The organism is Shewanella sp. SM55, assembly GCF_025654025.1.
GTDB classification, from domain to species: Bacteria; Pseudomonadota; Gammaproteobacteria; order Enterobacterales; family Shewanellaceae; genus Shewanella; species Shewanella oncorhynchi.
In genome coordinates this window covers 70,427-87,810 of sequence record NZ_JAKKRS010000009.1, presented here as the reverse complement: position 1 = coordinate 87,810, position 17,384 = coordinate 70,427, and the positions used below count along the sequence as shown (strand labels likewise).

Here is a 17,384-nt window from a genome sequence, read left to right as displayed (position 1 = left end):
TTGCAGCATAGCTGCAACTTCAAGCCTGCAGGGTATACCACGAATAGGAAACCGCGAAATCTATGCAAATCAAACGCATATGCTTCGCAATCATGGCACTGATCATTATGACCAGCGCTGGTTGCGGTTTTAAGCTTCAACGCAGTTATCAGATCCCTGATGCCCTCAATCATTTGAGTTTGAGCAGTGTGGATGAATACAGTGAACTCACTCGTTTGGTGCGTGAACGCCTGCGCTTGAACAATATCCAAGTTGTCGACGCCGCCGATGACGTTCCAGTATTAAGGCTAATCACCGACTCCCTTGAACGCTCGACATTATCTTTGTACCCCACAGGTAACGTCGCCGAGTATGAGCTAATTTATTTAGTCGAATTTGCTGTGGCACTGCCGGGCAAAGAAGCGCAGCCTTTCAAGGTTGAAATTCGCCGCGACTACTTAGACGATCCACGTACCGCATTGGCAAAGAGCCGTGAAATGGAATTGCTGACAAAGGAAATGCGTATCCAAGCTGCCGATCGTATTCTGCAAGCAATGGCCAGTACTGAGGTGAATTAATGCGGGGCTATCATTAAATGAGAGTCTATCCAGATCAACTCTCCCGCCACCTTAACCAGTTATTTCCTTGTTATCTGATTTTTGGGGATGACCCTTGGTTGATTGAAACCACCAAAGATCAGATCCGCCAATTCGCCAAACGTCATGGATTCGATGAAAAAGTCCAACTCATTCAAGAGACGGGCTTTAATTGGAACGATCTGACTCAGGAATGGCAGGCCATGAGCCTGTTTTCCAGTAAACGCTTGATTGAGCTAACCCTTCCCCAAGCTAAGCCCGGTGCCGAAGGCTCAAACACACTGCAAGCCCTATTGCAGACGCCCAATCCCGATATGCTGTTGATTATCGAAGGGCCAAAGCTCGCCACAGAGCAAACCAACAGTAAATGGTTTAAGACCTTAGATGCCCATGGCATGTATCTGCCCTGCGCTACGCCAGAGGGCGAGCAGTTTATGCGCTGGCTCGATGGCCGCATCAAGCACTTTAAGCTCAATCTGCAGCCTGATGCCCGTGCTATGCTGCATTCTCTGTATGAAGGGAATTTACTAGCTGCCGATCAAGCCATGCAGTTGCTGCAACTCCTGAGCCCAACAAAACCCGTCAGTGCCGACGAACTGGGCCACTATTTTGAAGATCAGTCGCGCTTCACCGTATTCCAACTCACGGATGCATTGCTGAATAATAAACAGGATAGCGCGCAGCACATGCTAGCCCAGCTCAATAGCGAAGGCACTGCCTTACCTATCCTGCTGTGGGCCTTGTTTAAAGAACTCGGTTTGTTATTCAATTTGAAATGCGAGCAAGCCCAAGGCGTTGCGCTAAGTGCACTCTGGGGTAAACATCGAATTTGGGATAAACGTAAACCACTGTATCAAGCGGCGCTGCAACGACTCAGCCTTGAACAACTCGAACATATGCTCGCCCTCGCCTCGAAACTTGAGCTCAACTTAAAGCAACAGGGGAAAGAGGATTGGACTGGTCTGAGCCACCTGTGTCTGTTATTTGATCCTAGAGCCCATCGGCATCTGGCACATATAGCCATAGACTAATCATAGGTTAACCAAAGGCTTGATATGCGTATTGGTATTTTAGGCGGCACCTTTGACCCGATACACTATGGTCATATCCGTCCTGCGATTGAAGTGAAGCAAGCATTAGCCTTGGATAAAATCCTACTGATGCCGAACCATATTCCGCCCCATAAACAGCAGCCTAACTTAACCACAACACAGCGCCTCAAAATGGTAGCTGATGTCTGTCAGCAACTCGACGGATTTGCACTGTGCGACATCGAAGCTAAACGTGACACGCCTTCCTACACAGTTGTCACGCTTGAGCAACTGAAAGCCTTACATCCGGAAGACGAGCTGTTTTTTATCATGGGGATGGACTCTTTCATCCAATTAAAAAGCTGGCATGAGTGGCAACGCCTATTCGACTTTGCCCATCTCGTTGTCTGCCAGCGCCCGGGTTGGCAGCTCGATGCAGAGCATCCTATGCAACAGGTATTGACGGCCCGCAGTCAAGCGCCCCAAGGGACTGTGGAAGGTCGTACTAGCAGCGTCCATAAAAACTGTAGGCAGATTTTCCCTGTGACAATTACGCCACAGGATATTTCCTCAACTCAAATCCGCGAACAACTGGCAAAAGGCGAAATTCCCACCGATTTACTCATGCCCGTCACGCTAGATTACATCCAAAATCAACGACTTTACTTACCTTAGCTCGAACCGTAAGCAGATATCGCCAACTCAACTGCCAATGACAATGTATTCCCAGCAGCAACACTGGTATACTACCGCGCTATTTAAAATTAATGAGGTACGCCAGCGTGCAGAGCGCGGAATTAAAACAGTTTGTTGTCGACAAGATCGACGACTTGAAAGCCAGAGACGTTGTTGTTCTGGATGTCAGCAAGCAATCTAACATCACTGACTACATGGTCATATGTTCAGGTACATCAAAGACTCACGTTAAAGCTATCGCCGAAAACCTTGTGGTTGAAGCGAAAAAAGCCGGTATTCCACCTTTAGGTGTTGAAGGCCGCGAAAGCAGCGAATGGGTTCTTGTGGACATGGGCGATGTGATCCTGCACGTTATGCAAGATCAAACCCGTGATTTCTACCAGCTTGAAAAGCTCTGGTCAGAAAAGCAAGACTGATGAAGTTACAGCTCATCGCAGTAGGAACACGGATGCCCGATTGGGTTACCCGTGGTTTCGAAGAATACCAGCGCCGTTTTCCCCGTGATATGGCGCTGGAGCTTATCGAAATACCCGCTGGAAAGCGGGGGAAAAATGCCGACATTGTCCGGATACTTCAAAAAGAAGGCGAACAAATGTTGGCGGCCATTCCCAAAGGCAATCATATTGTTAGCTTAGATCTCCCCGGCAAAAACTGGACGACCCCCGAGCTAGCAACCGCGCTGACTAAATGGCAACTCGATGGTCGCGACGTCAGTTTACTGATTGGTGGACCTGAAGGATTAGCGCCAGCTTGCAAAGAAGCGGCAAACCAAAGTTGGTGTCTTTCGGCATTAACCTTACCTCACCCACTCGTACGGGTGGTGGTTGCCGAAAGTTTGTACCGCGCGTGGAGCGTGAACACGAATCACCCCTACCATAGAGAATAGCGGGATCTTGATGTTAACGAGTGTCAACCACCCGTCATGGGATCAGCCGGAGATAGCATAAGTGTCGCCAAAAAAGCGGATAACAATGCATGATCACGCCGCCGAGGCGTCTCTTTTTAAGCGCAGGGCGCTTTTCACTTTTTTTTGCGTTTTCGCTCTATTTTGCGTATTAGTCACCAACCTTTATCATTTACAGGTTGAATCCTATAAAGATTATGCAACTCGCTCAAATGATAATCGCATCCGTGTTGTTCCAATTGCCCCTAGTCGTGGTCTCATTTACGATCGCAACGGCATACTTTTAGCTGAAAATTTACCCTTTTATTCCCTCGATCTCGTGCCCGAAAAAATCAGTAACATGTCAGAGACCTTAGATGAACTCGGCAAGTTAATTGAGATCAGCGATGACGAGCGCGAAACCTTTACTGACGCCCTGAAATTTCATCGCCGTTTCAAACCGTTAACACTGAAAAACCAGCTCACCGAAGAGCAAGTGGCCATTTTCAGTGTTAACCAACACAGATTTCCGGGGATTTCGGTCGAAGCGGGTCTTAAACGTAACTATCCCTACGGCGCGCAAATCACCCATGTGCTGGGCTATGTAGGTAAAATTAACACCCGAGATCGCGCCCAACTTGAACGCAGCGATCTGTGGAAAAACTATGCGGCAACCAAAGACATTGGTAAGCAAGGCATTGAAAAATTTTATGAATCTTTGCTGCATGGTAAACCCGGACACTTAGAAGAAGAAGTGAACAACCGCGGCCGCGCCATTCGCACCTTAAAAATTGTTCCGCCAGAGCCGGGGCAAGATATTTACCTCACCTTAGATCTCAAGCTGCAACAAAAAGCGGTGGAACTACTCACAGGTCTGCGTGGTTCTATTGTTGCCATCGATCCCCGTGACGGTGGAGTATTAGCTATGGTATCGAGCCCAAGCTATGATCCAAACCAGTTTGTACAAGGCATTAATAGTAAAGATTACAGTGCGTTACTCAATGATAAATCCCGCCCCTTGATCAACCGCGCGACTCAAGGTCAATATGCACCTGCGTCTACCATCAAACCTCACCTCGCACTGTTAGGCCTTGATGAGAAAGCCATTAGCGAGAGTACCCGAGTGTGGGATCCCGGTTTTTGGCAAATACCTGGTGTTGAACGTAAATACCGCGACTGGAAACGCTGGGGGCATGGCTGGGTCAACGTTTATAGCGCGATTGTAGAATCCTGCGATACCTTTTTCTATGAGTTAGCCTATAAGGTCGGTGTCGATCATATCGCCCGCTTTATGGAACAATTTGGCTTTGGCCAAAATACAGGGATTGATATCTTTGAAGAATCGGCTGGCAATATGCCATCCAAAGAATGGAAACGCTTAAAGTACAATCAAGCTTGGTATATAGGCGACACCATTTCCGTCGGTATTGGCCAAGGTTATTGGACGGCAACGCCATTACAACTCGCTAATGCCGTTGGGATTATGGCCAACAAAGGCCGCCGTCTCCCGCCACATCTGCTGAGATCCATTAAAGACAATACCGCCAAAATTGACTCACCGATTAATGAGTTACCACCAATTGAACTTAAAAATCCCCGTAACTGGAACATCATCAACGAAGCTATGCGACAAACCGCAAATAAGTCACGCTTTACCGATGCCACTTACACTGCCGCAATGAAAACCGGTACTGCACAGGTCATCGGCGTGGCGGAAAATACGAAATACGATGCCAGTAAAATTGCCGAACATTTCCGCGATAATGCCTTAGTTGTGGCCTATGCGCCCTTCGAGGATCCTAAAATCGTCCTCGCCGTCGTGATGGAAAACGCAGGTTGGGGCGGCGCAAATGCTGGCCCAGTCGCTCGAGCTATGCTCGATGAATATATGCTTAGAGATACTTGGAAACCCATACCATGAGTACCCATAGCCAATATCAAAACATCTGGCAACGCTTGCACATAGACTTGCCATTATTGCTCGGACTATTAGCTGTGATGGGCTTTGGCCTGTTTGTCATCTATTCTGCCAGCGGTGCAGATTTAGAGATGATGGAACGACAACTATTCCGTATGGTGTTGTCGCTAGGCATCATGTTTACCATGGCACAAATCAATCCTGAAGCGCTTAAACGTTGGGCATTACCCATTTATCTTGCGGGGGTTGTCTTGCTGCTTGGGGTACACTTTTTCGGTGAAATAAATAAAGGCGCGCAGCGCTGGTTGAACTTAGGCTTTATGGAGTTCCAACCCTCAGAGCTTATTAAACTCGCCTTCCCCATCACAATGGCTTGGTATATCAGTAAGTTCCCTCTTCCCCCCAAGAAACGTTACCTCGCTGGCGCAGGAGTGATTTTACTCGTACCAACCCTATTGATCGCTAAACAACCCGACTTAGGCACCTCAATTTTGGTGGCTGCATCGGGGATTTTCGTGCTGTTTTTATCGGGCATGAGCTGGATTATTGTTGGCAGCTTTATCGCAGCAGTACTCGCCTTCCTGCCTATCCTTTGGTATTTCTTGATGCACGATTACCAAAGAACGCGGGTATTAACCTTGCTCGATCCAGAGCAAGATCCCCTCGGCGCGGGTTATCACATTATCCAGTCGAAAATCGCCATCGGCTCAGGTGGGCTTTGGGGCAAAGGTTGGCTCGAAGGCACTCAATCACAGCTTGAGTTTATTCCCGAGCGCCATACCGATTTTATCTTTGCGGTGATCGGTGAAGAATTTGGCTTAATTGGCAGTATCTTACTGTTAATTATGTACCTTTACATCATAGGCCGTGGGTTAGTCATCGCCTCCCGCGCACAAACCAGTTTCGCTCGTCTACTGGCTGGCAGTATCACGCTGACGTTTTTCGTTTATGTTTTTGTGAATATTGGCATGGTTTCAGGTATCCTGCCCGTGGTAGGTGTACCACTGCCCCTTGTCAGTTATGGTGGAACCTCCATGCTGACATTGATGACAGGGTTTGGCATTCTTATGAGCATTCATACCCATAGACGTTTCGTAGATAGATAATTTTAGGGACTTTTTTATGCCTACTCTCCGAGCTTATTTGGCTCCACTCGGTTTACTGTGTTTAAGTTCATGCTTAGTCGCATGCACTACGGCAAATGAACCGACACCCGCGCAGGCACCCGCTTCAAGCATACCAGTGGCTCCGGCCGCTGAAGTCGCACCCGCCACTCCCGCTGAACTCAAAGAAGAGTTTATCCAAGCTCAAGTAAAACAAGGTTTTACTCGGACAGAAGTGCTCGCTTTTCTCGACAAAGCAAAATACAACCAAGGGGTTATCGATGCGATGACCCGTCCATGGGAAGCAAAACCTTGGCATGTGTATTACCCGATTTTTTTAACAGAAAAACGTCTTGATGCTGGGCTCGCTTTTTGGAAAAAACACGAGAAAACCATTTCTAAAGCGGCGGCTAAGTACCAAGTCGACCCACAGATTATTGTCGCCATTATTGGGATTGAAACCTTCTACGGGCAGTTCACTGGTAATTACCCTGTAATTGATTCCCTCTATACCTTAGGTTTTCACTATCCGCCTCGCGCCACCTTTTTCCGCAAGGAATTTGGTGAGTTGATGAAATTAGTCAAAGAAGAGCACTTAGATATCAATACCCTCAAAGGCTCCTATGCGGGTGCCATGGGTTATGGGCAGTTTATTCCCTCAAGTTACCGCCATTACGCCGTCGATTTCGATAACAGTGGTAACCGCGATTTATTGCAAAGCCCAGAGGATGCGATTGGCAGTGTTGCCAATTATTTCCATGAACACGGTTGGCAAGCCAATGCTCCTGTTGCTTTACCGCTGGTCAATAGCAGCCAAACAGCGCCAAAAGCGAAAGTATGGGCAGGCGAAAAGCTCAATTATAAAGTCGCCAATATTCTAACGCCAACCTTGTCCTTGGCTGATGCGAGGGACTTGGATGTCTCGCAAAAAGCCTTACTCATTAAACTGGAACAAGCCGATCACGATGATTATTGGCTTGGTTTAAACAATTTTTATGTAATCACTCGCTATAATCGCAGTCCTTTGTATTCAATGGCCGTTTATCAATTTAGCCAACAATTAAAGGAACAGCATGCCGCTAAAAAATAATCTTTTACAGCTTGTCGCTTTGGTTGCGTGCTTCACACTTGTTGCGTGTTCTTCGAGCCCAAACCAAGCTAGCTCCAGCACAAACAAAAAAAATATGGACCCCAACAAGGGGCGCTATTCGCTAAAGAATGACAAGCTGCCACTCAATCCACCCAATGTGGACCATGTGCCAAATGCTACGCCTAAGTACGAACCTTATAGTCGCCGCGGTAACAAGCCCTATACGGTTTACGGCGAGTCTTACACTGTGATGAACACAGGCCAAGGTTTTAGTGAAACGGGCCGTGCCTCATGGTACGGTGAAAAATTTCATGGCTATGAGACATCCAATGGCGAACCCTATGACATGTATTCCATGTCAGGTGCTCATAAAACGCTGCCACTGCCAAGTTATGCTCGGATCACTAACTTAGATAACAATAAGCAAGTGATCATTCGTATCAACGATCGCGGGCCATTCCACTCAGACCGTATTCTCGACGTCTCCTACGCCGCCGCCTATAAACTCGGCATGCTCGGCAAAGGAACCGCGCGGATCAAACTCGATGTGGTGTATGTCGGCAGTATCGCGGCCACTAATTCGGCTATTGCCAGCGCGCAAGATACAGGTAATCATTACATTCAGTTAGTTGCATCGAAAGATAAAGCCAAACTCAATACCATGGCGAAAAATCTGGAGCGAAAATATCAGGTAAAGACCCGTGTACAAGCCGCAAACAATATGTTTAGACTACAGCTCGGCCCCATAGGCCAACCTGAGTTAGCAGACAAACTGCTCAATAACGTCCAGCAAAATGGCTTTCCTGAGGGCTATATAGTCCATGAGTAATGACTGTTTGCTCGGACCAGAATTGATTTAAAAATAGAGATGAAGGAACCTTCACTAAAACCCACAGTCAGAAAGTGGTACACTGTTGGAGATCTTCTCGAATCCTTTCCATTTAATACAACCAAAAGACGTGCCAAGTTAATGATGAATTTTGTAAAAAGTCCCATTAAAACATTGCTGCTAATTTCCAGTGTGTCTCTCCCCGTTTATGCTGCGCAGCCTATTATTACACCTGATGCACCAGCAGTGGCCGCCAAGGCTTTCGTCTTGATGGATTATAATTCGGGCCAGATTATCGCTGAGAGTAACGCTTATGAAAGCCTTAACCCAGCCAGCCTAACTAAAATGATGACCAGCTATGTCATAGGTCAAGAAATCAAAGCGGGCAATGTCTCGGTCGATGATGATGTGACTATCAGTAAAAATGCCTGGTCTAAAAACTTCTCTGACTCCTCGAAGATGTTCATTGAAGTCGGAACTACCGTTAAAGTCGGGGATTTAAACCGCGGTATCATCATCCAATCGGGTAACGATGCATGTGTGGCTATGGCAGAGCATATCGCTGGCACCGAAGGCGCCTTCGTTGACATGATGAACTCATGGACAAAACAGCTGGGTATGCGTGATAGCTACTTCGAAAACTCCCATGGCTTAGACTCAGAAAACCACAAAACAACCGCCTATGATATGGCATTGTTAGGTGCAGCCTTAATCCGCGACGTTCCAGAAGAATACCGCATCTATAGCGAAAAATTTTATACCTTCAACGGTATCAAACAATATAACCGTAATGGTTTGTTGTGGGATAACAGCATGAGCGTGGACGGTATCAAGACAGGCCACACCTCTGGTGCAGGTTATAACTTAGTGGCATCTGCAACCAAAGATGGCATGCGTTTGATTTCTGTGGTTCTGGGTACTCAAAGTGAATCAGCCCGTAAAGCTGAAAGTAAAAAGTTACTGACCTATGGCTTCCGTTTCTTTGAAACTGTCACGCCTTACAAAGCGGGTGATAGCTTCACAACCCAACAGATATGGTACGGTGACAAGAGCACTGTTGATTTAGGCGTCGCAACTGATACACCTATTACAATCAGCCGTGGCCGCGGTAAAGACTTGAAAGCAAACTTCGAATTGACTAAGCCATTAGATGCACCGTTGAAAAAAGGTGAAACTGTAGGCCGTCTATTCTTCCAACTTGATGGTAAAGACATTGCCCAGTTCCCACTGGTGACCTTGCAAGAAGTCAACGAAGGTAGCTGGTTTAGTAAATTAGTCGATTACTTTAAGCAGATGTTTTCTGGATGGTTTAGCTAAGCTAAGTCCCATAAATAAAGCCACCTTAGGGTGGCTTTATTTTTTTGGGGAGTGCATCGCCCTTGAATCGGGTATAATCGCCACCATATATATCCCAATATAGCCGCTAAGAGTACTGAGTATGTTAGACACTAAATTTGATGAACTGATGGATTTCCCTTGCGCATTTCCTTTTAAGGTCGTCGGTGAAGCCCACGAAACGCTAACTGACAAAGTCGTGGCTGTGGTACAAAAACATGCACCGGGTGATTATTCACCTTCGACAAAAACGTCGAGCAAAGGTAGCTATCACTCCATTACTATCCGCGTGACAGTGACCAGCAAAGACCATATCGAAATTTTGTACACTGAACTTGCCGCCATCGAAGGCGTACGCCGCGTACTATAAATATTCCTCAAGGCCATGAAATGTGATCTGTCTTACATTTATGGTCAAGAGGCGTATAATAGCGCCACTCAATTCTAAGGGGAGAGGTTGCCCTTGCAAGACACGACTTTGCACATTCGGCATCTTGGAAAACAAGATTACGAATCAGTGTGGCATGCTATGCAGCACTACACTGACACGCGTAATAATGAGAGCCCAGATGAGCTGTGGATAGTAGAACACCCACCCGTGTTTACCCAAGGCCAAGCAGGTAAAAGCGAGCATATTTTGAATGCTGGTGATATTCCTGTGATCCAAGTGGACCGTGGTGGCCAAGTCACTTACCACGGCCCTGGACAACTAGTGGTATATCCTCTTCTCGACATAAAACGTAGTAAAGTCGGCGTGCGTCAACTCGTTACTCATATAGAGCAAAGCATTGTCGATATGCTCGCCAAGTACGACATTAACGCTTATGCCAAGGCCGATGCGCCTGGCGTATATGTGGATGAACGTAAAATTGCCTCCCTCGGATTACGCATCCGTAAAGGCTGTTCATTCCATGGATTAGCCCTTAATGTCGATATGGATTTAGCACCATTTCGCCGCATCAACCCTTGTGGTTATGCCGGTCTTGAAATGGTGCAATGCAAAGCACTTGGCGGACCACAAACCGTGATTGAAGCGGGCGAGCAACTTACTATTACTTTTAGCCAATTACTGGGCTATCAACACCTAGTTCATCATCAAGGATTAGCAGCGTCATGAATAGGCCTGAACGTTTACAACCCGGAGTAAAACTAAGAGATGCCGATAAAGTGTCTCGTATTCCGGTCAAAATCGTCCCATCAGAGCGCGACACTATGTTGCGTAAACCCGATTGGTTACGGGTTAAACTGCCGGCATCGAATCAACGCATTTTAGACATCAAGCAAGCGCTGCGTAAAAATGGCCTGCACTCGGTCTGTGAAGAAGCCTCTTGCCCTAACCTCGCTGAATGCTTCAACCACGGCACTGCAACCTTTATGATTTTGGGTGCGATTTGTACTCGTCGTTGCCCATTCTGCGACGTGGCCCATGGTCGTCCGCTTAAGCCTGATGCTGAAGAGCCAGTTAAATTGGCGCAAACTATTCGCGATATGAAGCTAAAATATGTGGTGATTACCTCTGTAGATCGTGACGATTTACGTGATGGTGGCGCCCAGCATTTTGCCGATTGTATCCGCGAAATTCGCAAACTAAATCCTGACATCAAGATCGAAACCTTAGTGCCTGATTTCCGTGGTCGTATCGATGCTGCCTTAGATATTTTATCGACTGAGCCGCCTGATGTGTTTAACCACAACTTAGAAACGGCGCCCATGCATTATCGTAAAGCGCGCCCAGGTGCGAATTACCAATGGTCGCTCGATCTGCTAAAACGCTTTAAAGAACGTCATCCAAATGTGCCCACTAAATCAGGCCTGATGATGGGACTGGGTGAAACCAACGAAGAGATCGCTCAAGTACTGCGTGATCTGCGTGAACATAAAGTTGAAATGCTGACCTTAGGCCAATACCTACAGCCGTCTAAGTTCCATTTGCCGGTTGAACGTTATGTGCCACCAGCAGAGTTTGATGAGCTTAAAGCCTTAGCCGATGAGTTAGGTTTTACCCATGCAGCCTGTGGCCCATTAGTGCGCTCAAGCTACCATGCGGACCTGCAAGCCCAAGGTAAAGAAGTGAAATAACCCTCTTGCTTAGATGCGGAAAACTTTATGCAAACTTCAGGGGATGCTGAGTTTAAGTAATATAGAATTCAGGGTTATTAAAATAGAAAAACAGCGCTTAGGCGCTGTTTTTTATTGGCTGTTTTTATGACAGTTGTTTATGAAGAGTGGTTCGTATAGCTGTCGTTTTACGACATGAATGCTAATGCTCGACTCATTCTTGGGTTATCGCTAAATCCATCAAGATAGCATCTTCTTTACCGCCCTCTATCGGGTAGTAACCTTTACGACGTCCCGATTCAATAAAGCCAGCCTGTTGATATAAAGCACGGGCGGCAAGATTGGACTCTCGCACTTCTAACATAAGCACCACAGCGCCCGATACCTTGGCCGATGCCATCACAGCCTTGAGTAATAACTTACCGTAACCTTTGCCCTGCTGACTCGGTAATAGGCAAATATCCAATAAAGTCACTTCATCGATAATTTGCTGCACTATCGCAAACCCTAAGAGTCCTTCGACGTGATAAGTATCTGAATCCGAAACGACGTCAATATTTGCCTCAGTATTTGCACCTACATCTAAGTGAGCACTCAGCTTTAAACCTAGGACACGGTACAAGTGACCAAAACAATCGGCAAGATTCCCCTCGCTCATGGGATGGCTATGGGCCAAGGATTCAAGCTGCGCCATTTGGGGAACATCTTCAAGCGTGAGAGCCACAAGCTCAACAGGCAAACCTGCTGTCAATTGTGCTGCGAATGGTGTTGTGAATAGACTATCTACTGGTGGGATGTTCAACGCCGGTATTCCAAAGTATTGGTTATTAATGTATTTACGAGTAGAGCTTAAGACTTGCTTGGCGCTTGGCCGCTAACTTGGTCGCGCCATTGGTAAATCTGCTGCCAGAGCGCGCTTTTAGCCTGCCAACCCACCAATAAATCGGCCAACGGCTCAGACACTAACCATGCGGTACGTGGCCTAACTTTGTGACGTCGCAGATCCCAAACGATCTGTTTACCCGTATGGGGCTCACAGTCAAAATCACATTCGTCCCGCTTTATGTCGATAAGCGTTAGCACAGCGTCAATAAGCGGCTCTGCTTCTGGTAACTCACCGTTTTCATCCCAAATCACTAAATAAGGTTTCACCTTAGTGTCGCGCACTCGCCAAGTTGTCACATTCATGGCGGTTAAATAGGCTGATTTATTCATTAAGGTCAGTTTTATTCAATTAAAGTATCGACTCACAATATGCCGCTAGGATAGCAGTTCTGCCATGGCATTGTTACTGCAGCACGGCGAAAGGAGATGATATCTGGCTTTATCGCTTACGAGATTTAACACTCGGAAGTTCAATCGAATTTATAGATTTACAAAATCTAATTTACTCATTTTACATTTAATATCAGAAGATTAGACTAAACACACTCAGTAAGACAATAGAAGGAAAACGCCATGATTAACATAGGTATCAATCAAGCTCACAGAGAAGAAATCGCCGCAGGGCTAAACCAACTATTGGCTGACAGCTACAGTCTTTACCTTAAGACCCATAGCTTTCACTGGAACGTTACTGGCCCAATGTTCACTAGCTTACACTTGCTATTTGAACAGCAGTATACCGAACTTGCCCTTGCAGTCGACCTTATCGCAGAGCGTGTACGTGCATTAGGCGCCAGAGCACTCGGCTCATATTCAGCCTATGCCGCACTGACCGAGATAAAAGAAGATCAAGGTGTCACTCAAGCCGAAACCATGATCCGCGAACTATTAAGCGATCAGGAGCTAGTAATCCGCAATGCCAGAGCCTTGTATCCGCTGGTGAATCAAGCGAATGATGAAGCGACTGCGGACTTGCTCACCCAGCGCATCCAACTGCATGAAAAAAATGCCTGGATGCTACGCAGCTTACTCGCAGAATAATCGCTAAATAGATTATTTCTCTGACCAAAGCAAAAAAGTCGCCAAGTAAACACTTGGCGACTTTTGCCTTTAAAGCTTGATCAAACAGAATAGATTAGAGGTACTTAATCCAAGCCTGAGTGCTGTGCTTTTTATATTCGCTAAATCGCTTAACGGGATAATACAATGCGATGGCTAACACGCCCGCGATAAACCAAACCCATCCTATATTGCTCACGCCAAAGTACTCACCATGGTTTACGCCAAAGATGAATTTCGCTAAAGTATAAAGCAGTAACAGCACGTACAAATGTAAGATATAGAAGAACATAGGGACTGAGCCAAACACAGACAACCCATGGCCCACTCGCGCTAATCCCCCATCCACTTTCCCACTTGATGCAAAATACCGCTCAAAGGCCACTAAGCAAAAAAACATGCCGCCTAAGGTCACCAGTAAAAAGCTTAGTGATGGCGGGTATTTCGTTAAGTTAAATACCGACATCAAGGTTTCACCCAAATGTGCCCCCGACTGCCAAGGCAGGGTTTCGCCATAAAGGTTAAACCCACGTAGCACCGCAAAAAGTACCCAACAGCTGATCCCTAAAAACAACAGCTTTTGCTGGCGAGCCGATGCATCAAGATGGCTTCCGTTCGGCTTATTACTAAAAAGTGGCCCTGCAACATAACCCAGTAAGATCACCCCAATCCAAGGCAGCACGGGATAACTCACCTTAACCCTAAGCGCACCTTCGCTGACGAGATAACCGCGGTCGTGCAATATGGTCCACAGACCGTAAACCCACTCATTGGGCTGAAAACCAATTGGCGTCAACAGATTATGGCCAAAAACAATCGCAAATCCTAAAAGGGCCATCCAAGGTCTAGGCAGGTTTATCAGCGCAGCGAGCGCTAACATACTCAGACCAATCACCCAAATCACCTGCAACCAAAGGGTGTAATAGCTGACCATCCAAGAGAGGTTAGAGAAGTTAATCACAAAAATTTCCAGCGCGATTAAAAACAGCCCACGTTTAATCAAAAACATACGTGCTGAACGTGGCTCGCCATGGCTACGATTGGCATAAAGCCATGCAGAAACCCCGGTTAAGAACACAAAGACCGGCGCACAAAAATGGGCGGCAAAGCGACTCACAAAAAGCCCCCAAGAGGTCGAACTCAAATCCATAGGATCGCTCACCTGCATGTGAAAGAAAAACCGCTCCCGCACATGGTCGAGTAACATGATAAGCATCACCATGCCGCGCATCATATCGATACTATTAATCCGGGTGCGGCCAATAGAACGACCCAGTTCTTGCTCAGCAAAACCTGAAGATAACGCTGGGTTAGCACTGATATTAGAATTCATAGCTGACACTCACTTTAATGCTACGTGGCTCACCCGGCACGGCCCAAAGAGCGGAATAGCTACTCGCGATGTAATGTTCATCCAGTAAGTTATCCAGATTCACTCCAAGGCTTAAGTTGTCGTTTAAGTGGGTGTTCATAAACAACCCAACTAACTGATAAGAAGGCAATTGAAAACTCGGATCGGCAGAATCACCGAGACGCGAATCCACATAACGCCAGCTAAGCCCTAGATGACCATCAATAGAAAGCCTATTCAAATCCTGTTTCAGAATCACACTCGCGGTATGCTTTGGCACATTCACCAGTGGACTGCCTGCAGGAATGAGCACGCCCCAATCAGGATTCAAGCTGTCATTGGCGGTACGGGTATTAAGATAGGCATAGGATAATTTTGCTTGTAAATCCTCCGTCAGTTCGGCGGCTAAATCGAGTTCAACCCCGCTACTTTTAGCTTTACCTAAGGTGGCAGAAAAACCAACATTGATAGGATCTGAGGTCAAGATATTGCTCTTTTGAGCATCGAACACGGCTAAACTACCGTTTATAGGAAGATTGTTTAACCAAGTACCATTAAACTTCATCCCCAGTTCAACCGACTGACTCTCTTCCGCTTCGAAGGGCTTACCCGCAAAGTCAGTTCCAGAAAGCGGTAAAAAGCCTTCAGAATAAGAGCTATAGAAACTTAAGGCATCGGACCATAAATACACCAGGCCCACCTTGGGGCTGACTCGACTATCGGTTTGCTCTGACAGAGTATCTTTCGCGACTTCACTGATATCTTGCTGATAACTATCGAACCTTAACCCAAGGTGCAACTTCCACTTTTCAGTTAAATCCATTTGATCTTGCAGATAGGTCCCCCACGCCTTTTGAGTCTCGTTATTCTCATACAACAAACTCACCTCTGGCTGAGGCCCACCGTATTGAGGGGCATAGATATCGATGGCATATTCACCTTTTTTGCCCCGATAACGATATAGCCCCGTCTTCAAATTGTAGTGATAGGCATCGGCACCGAGCAGCAAATTATGACGAATAAAACCCGTATCCACATGACCACTTAACTCTAGACGCAGTGAATTGTCCTCAGAGGCGTAGTCACGATATCTGTGCTGCCTAGTCAGCGTGCGACCATCATCAAATAGCAATTGCCGCCCCTTTGCTAACTCTGCATCAGACGAATACCCCTTCAAGCTAGAGTCTCGATAGTTATAGCCAGCAGTTAATGACCAATCATCATTTAATTCATAGTCATAGGTCAGCTGATGCCCTGTGGCATTCACCTCCGTTGCGCCATCATTAGGCTCACCTAAATAACGCGAGCGTGGTACGGTATTAATATCGTTATTGAGCACAATAATGCCGCGATCGAATAGCTGTTCCTGCTTGAGGTATTCCATTTCATATAGCAAAGAAGCCTTTTCGGAAATCTGCCAACGCACAGACGGCGTAACGATTTTTTTATCGCTAAACACATAATCACGAAAACTATCGTGTTCCTGCCAAGCGCCATTAATCCGAAATGCCAAGTTATCGGTTAAACCTGAGGTCACATCACCTTCTAACCGATATTGGTCGAAACTCCCAGCCGATGCTTTTAAATATCCACTGGTTTCATATTGGGGTTTCTTAGTGACGATATTAACTGTGCCACCGGGCTCCGAGCGGCCATAAAGTGCCGAACCTGGGCCTTTTAAAATCTCGACATAGGCAACGTTTGATAAATCTCTATGACCACTAAAACCTCGGCCACCATTAAATCCATTAATTAAATACCCCGATGGCATGTTTTCGTTGCCCGGAAAGCCGCGTAGGGAAAAACTATCCCATAAGCCGCCGCCATTATTTTGCCGCGCCACACTCGCGGAATAGTCCAGTACATCTTGAAACCGCGTCAGTCCCGCATCTTTTATCAATTGCTCGTCTAACACACTGATCGCTTGGGGAAGTTCAGTTGAGGACACATTGCCACGATAGGCTTGGCGATAGTGGATACTTAAACGTTCAATGTCAGTGTCAAGCACTGCGTCACTCACAGTATCAATAGCTTGTGAACTCGATTGACTGCTTTCTGCGGCCAACAACATTGAAATAGGATTGAGCACAAACAAGGCGCCCAGCAACAGCGCAGTGCGCTTAGGGACATAAAAAGAAGTCATTTTCACTCCGAAAATAAACAGCATCGGCGCCTTAGCTAAGCCAAGGCGCTCAAAGTTAATTAAGATAAATTGAATAAACAGTAACTTATGCTGTTATGGGCGGAGCACGACTATTGAAGAAACGACTAAAAGGTCGCTTAAAGGAAACTGCCTGAAACTCAACCGAAATATAACCCTGTTGAGCGAGTTGGAAATGAAAGGGTGTACTGGTTAGCGCATGTTGCAACTGGTGCTGATGTAAGCACAGCGAACAATTGGCCTTAGAGTCTTCACTAGCATGGGAAACACTGTGAACAGCAATGGCAACAGACAATAGCACCAATATGGCAGCAAGCCATATCGCTAGGGTGCGTCTTGTTTGTATCACACTATTCAAACCCTACTTCCTCAGATAATTTGGCAGGCGATTGTATGTTAAGCACTACTAA

At 46.5% G+C, this 17,384-nt stretch carries 19 protein-coding genes; 14 read left to right on the top strand and 5 right to left on the bottom strand.

Features of this window, described 5'->3' with window-relative positions:
• Window positions 1-62 precede the first annotated feature (62 nt).
• From lptE to lipA, 13 genes are all read left to right on the top strand, one after another.
• The gene (gene lptE, locus L5L91_RS12900; RefSeq protein ID WP_263236771.1) at window positions 63-557 is read left to right on the top strand and encodes an LPS assembly lipoprotein LptE; all 495 of its coding nucleotides are present in this window, start codon (window positions 63-65) and stop codon (window positions 555-557) included.
• Between the two features lie 17 nt (window positions 558-574).
• On the top strand, window positions 575-1,606 hold the full coding sequence (holA, locus tag L5L91_RS12895) for a DNA polymerase III subunit delta (protein WP_263236770.1): 1,032 nt from the start codon (window positions 575-577) through the stop codon (window positions 1,604-1,606).
• A 24-nt stretch (window positions 1,607-1,630) separates the two neighbouring features.
• Entirely contained in the window at window positions 1,631-2,281 is a 651-nt protein-coding gene (gene nadD / locus L5L91_RS12890; protein WP_263236769.1) for a nicotinate-nucleotide adenylyltransferase, read from the top strand.
• 107 nt (window positions 2,282-2,388) lie between these two features.
• Entirely contained in the window at window positions 2,389-2,718 is a 330-nt protein-coding gene (gene rsfS, locus L5L91_RS12885) for a ribosome silencing factor (protein WP_006082751.1), read from the top strand.
• Entirely contained in the window at window positions 2,718-3,188 is a 471-nt protein-coding gene (rlmH, locus tag L5L91_RS12880) for a 23S rRNA (pseudouridine(1915)-N(3))-methyltransferase RlmH (protein ID WP_006082752.1), read from the top strand. Before rsfS ends, rlmH begins: the two co-directional genes overlap by 1 nt.
• Window positions 3,189-3,249: 61 nt before the next feature.
• Complete coding sequence (mrdA, locus tag L5L91_RS12875; RefSeq protein ID WP_131523225.1) at window positions 3,250-5,106, top strand: penicillin-binding protein 2; 1,857 nt, start codon at window positions 3,250-3,252, stop codon at window positions 5,104-5,106.
• A complete protein-coding gene (gene rodA, locus L5L91_RS12870) occupies window positions 5,103-6,209 on the top strand; it encodes a rod shape-determining protein RodA (RefSeq protein WP_028761480.1) in 1,107 nt (368 codons plus the stop codon). Before mrdA ends, rodA begins: the two co-directional genes overlap by 4 nt.
• A gap of 16 nt (window positions 6,210-6,225) precedes the next feature.
• On the top strand, window positions 6,226-7,296 hold the full coding sequence (gene mltB / locus L5L91_RS12865; protein ID WP_263236767.1) for a lytic murein transglycosylase B: 1,071 nt from the start codon (window positions 6,226-6,228) through the stop codon (window positions 7,294-7,296).
• Window positions 7,280-8,125 carry a septal ring lytic transglycosylase RlpA family protein gene (locus L5L91_RS12860; RefSeq protein ID WP_263236766.1) on the top strand — a complete coding sequence of 282 codons (846 nt, stop codon included), beginning with the start codon at window positions 7,280-7,282 and terminating at the stop codon, window positions 8,123-8,125. Before mltB ends, L5L91_RS12860 begins: the two co-directional genes overlap by 17 nt.
• Window positions 8,126-8,266: 141 nt before the next feature.
• On the top strand, window positions 8,267-9,442 hold the full coding sequence (locus L5L91_RS12855; protein WP_028761483.1) for a serine hydrolase: 1,176 nt from the start codon (window positions 8,267-8,269) through the stop codon (window positions 9,440-9,442).
• A 121-nt stretch (window positions 9,443-9,563) separates the two neighbouring features.
• Window positions 9,564-9,830: a DUF493 family protein YbeD gene (gene ybeD, locus L5L91_RS12850; protein WP_006082758.1), complete on the top strand. Its 267-nt coding sequence runs from the start codon at window positions 9,564-9,566 to the stop codon at window positions 9,828-9,830.
• 93 nt (window positions 9,831-9,923) lie between these two features.
• Window positions 9,924-10,577 (top strand): lipoyl(octanoyl) transferase LipB, encoded by a 654-nt coding sequence (gene lipB, locus L5L91_RS12845; protein ID WP_263140066.1) that lies wholly within the window; start codon window positions 9,924-9,926, stop codon window positions 10,575-10,577.
• Window positions 10,574-11,539 carry a lipoyl synthase gene (lipA, locus tag L5L91_RS12840; RefSeq protein WP_028761485.1) on the top strand — a complete coding sequence of 322 codons (966 nt, stop codon included), beginning with the start codon at window positions 10,574-10,576 and terminating at the stop codon, window positions 11,537-11,539. Before lipB ends, lipA begins: the two co-directional genes overlap by 4 nt.
• 193 nt (window positions 11,540-11,732) lie before the next feature.
• Here lipA and rimI read toward each other — a convergent pair whose 3' ends face one another.
• Window positions 11,733-12,320, bottom strand: coding sequence for a ribosomal protein S18-alanine N-acetyltransferase (rimI, locus tag L5L91_RS12835; RefSeq protein ID WP_411568909.1), 588 nt, complete (start codon window positions 12,318-12,320; stop codon window positions 11,733-11,735).
• A gap of 47 nt (window positions 12,321-12,367) precedes the next feature.
• On the bottom strand, window positions 12,368-12,733 hold the full coding sequence (locus tag L5L91_RS12830) for a hypothetical protein (RefSeq protein ID WP_028761487.1): 366 nt from the start codon (window positions 12,731-12,733) through the stop codon (window positions 12,368-12,370).
• 243 nt (window positions 12,734-12,976) lie between these two features.
• On the opposite strand from L5L91_RS12830, the gene dpsA reads away from it, so the two are divergent.
• On the top strand, window positions 12,977-13,444 hold the full coding sequence (gene dpsA / locus L5L91_RS12825; RefSeq protein ID WP_028761488.1) for a DNA starvation/stationary phase protection protein DpsA: 468 nt from the start codon (window positions 12,977-12,979) through the stop codon (window positions 13,442-13,444).
• Window positions 13,445-13,538: 94 nt separating this feature from the next.
• Here dpsA and L5L91_RS12820 read toward each other — a convergent pair whose 3' ends face one another.
• The 3 genes from L5L91_RS12820 to L5L91_RS12810 form a co-directional block, all read right to left on the bottom strand.
• Window positions 13,539-14,795: a DUF1624 domain-containing protein gene (locus L5L91_RS12820; RefSeq protein ID WP_263236764.1), complete on the bottom strand. Its 1,257-nt coding sequence runs from the start codon at window positions 14,793-14,795 to the stop codon at window positions 13,539-13,541.
• Entirely contained in the window at window positions 14,785-16,956 is a 2,172-nt protein-coding gene (locus L5L91_RS12815; protein ID WP_263236762.1) for a TonB-dependent siderophore receptor, read from the bottom strand. Before L5L91_RS12815 ends, L5L91_RS12820 begins: the two co-directional genes overlap by 11 nt.
• A gap of 85 nt (window positions 16,957-17,041) precedes the next feature.
• Window positions 17,042-17,332, bottom strand: a complete 291-nt coding sequence (locus L5L91_RS12810) for a DUF2607 family protein (protein ID WP_028761491.1) — start codon at window positions 17,330-17,332, stop codon at window positions 17,042-17,044.
• Window positions 17,333-17,384 lie beyond the last annotated feature (52 nt).

Coding starts and splice junctions, on each gene's coding strand:
- lptE (WP_263236771.1), top strand. CDS start 63: ATGCAAATCAAACGCATATGCTTCGCAATCATGGCACTGATCATTATG.
- dpsA (WP_028761488.1), top strand. CDS start 12,977: ATGATTAACATAGGTATCAATCAAGCTCACAGAGAAGAAATCGCCGCA.
- ybeD (WP_006082758.1), top strand. CDS start 9,564: ATGTTAGACACTAAATTTGATGAACTGATGGATTTCCCTTGCGCATTT.
- L5L91_RS12855 (WP_028761483.1), top strand. CDS start 8,267: ATGATGAATTTTGTAAAAAGTCCCATTAAAACATTGCTGCTAATTTCC.
- L5L91_RS12830 (WP_028761487.1), bottom strand. CDS start 12,733: ATGAATAAATCAGCCTATTTAACCGCCATGAATGTGACAACTTGGCGA.
- rlmH (WP_006082752.1), top strand. CDS start 2,718: ATGAAGTTACAGCTCATCGCAGTAGGAACACGGATGCCCGATTGGGTT.
- L5L91_RS12815 (WP_263236762.1), bottom strand. CDS start 16,956: ATGACTTCTTTTTATGTCCCTAAGCGCACTGCGCTGTTGCTGGGCGCC.
- L5L91_RS12820 (WP_263236764.1), bottom strand. CDS start 14,795: ATGAATTCTAATATCAGTGCTAACCCAGCGTTATCTTCAGGTTTTGCT.
- L5L91_RS12860 (WP_263236766.1), top strand. CDS start 7,280: ATGCCGCTAAAAAATAATCTTTTACAGCTTGTCGCTTTGGTTGCGTGC.
- mltB (WP_263236767.1), top strand. CDS start 6,226: ATGCCTACTCTCCGAGCTTATTTGGCTCCACTCGGTTTACTGTGTTTA.
- holA (WP_263236770.1), top strand. CDS start 575: ATGAGAGTCTATCCAGATCAACTCTCCCGCCACCTTAACCAGTTATTT.
- lipA (WP_028761485.1), top strand. CDS start 10,574: ATGAATAGGCCTGAACGTTTACAACCCGGAGTAAAACTAAGAGATGCC.
- nadD (WP_263236769.1), top strand. CDS start 1,631: ATGCGTATTGGTATTTTAGGCGGCACCTTTGACCCGATACACTATGGT.
- rodA (WP_028761480.1), top strand. CDS start 5,103: ATGAGTACCCATAGCCAATATCAAAACATCTGGCAACGCTTGCACATA.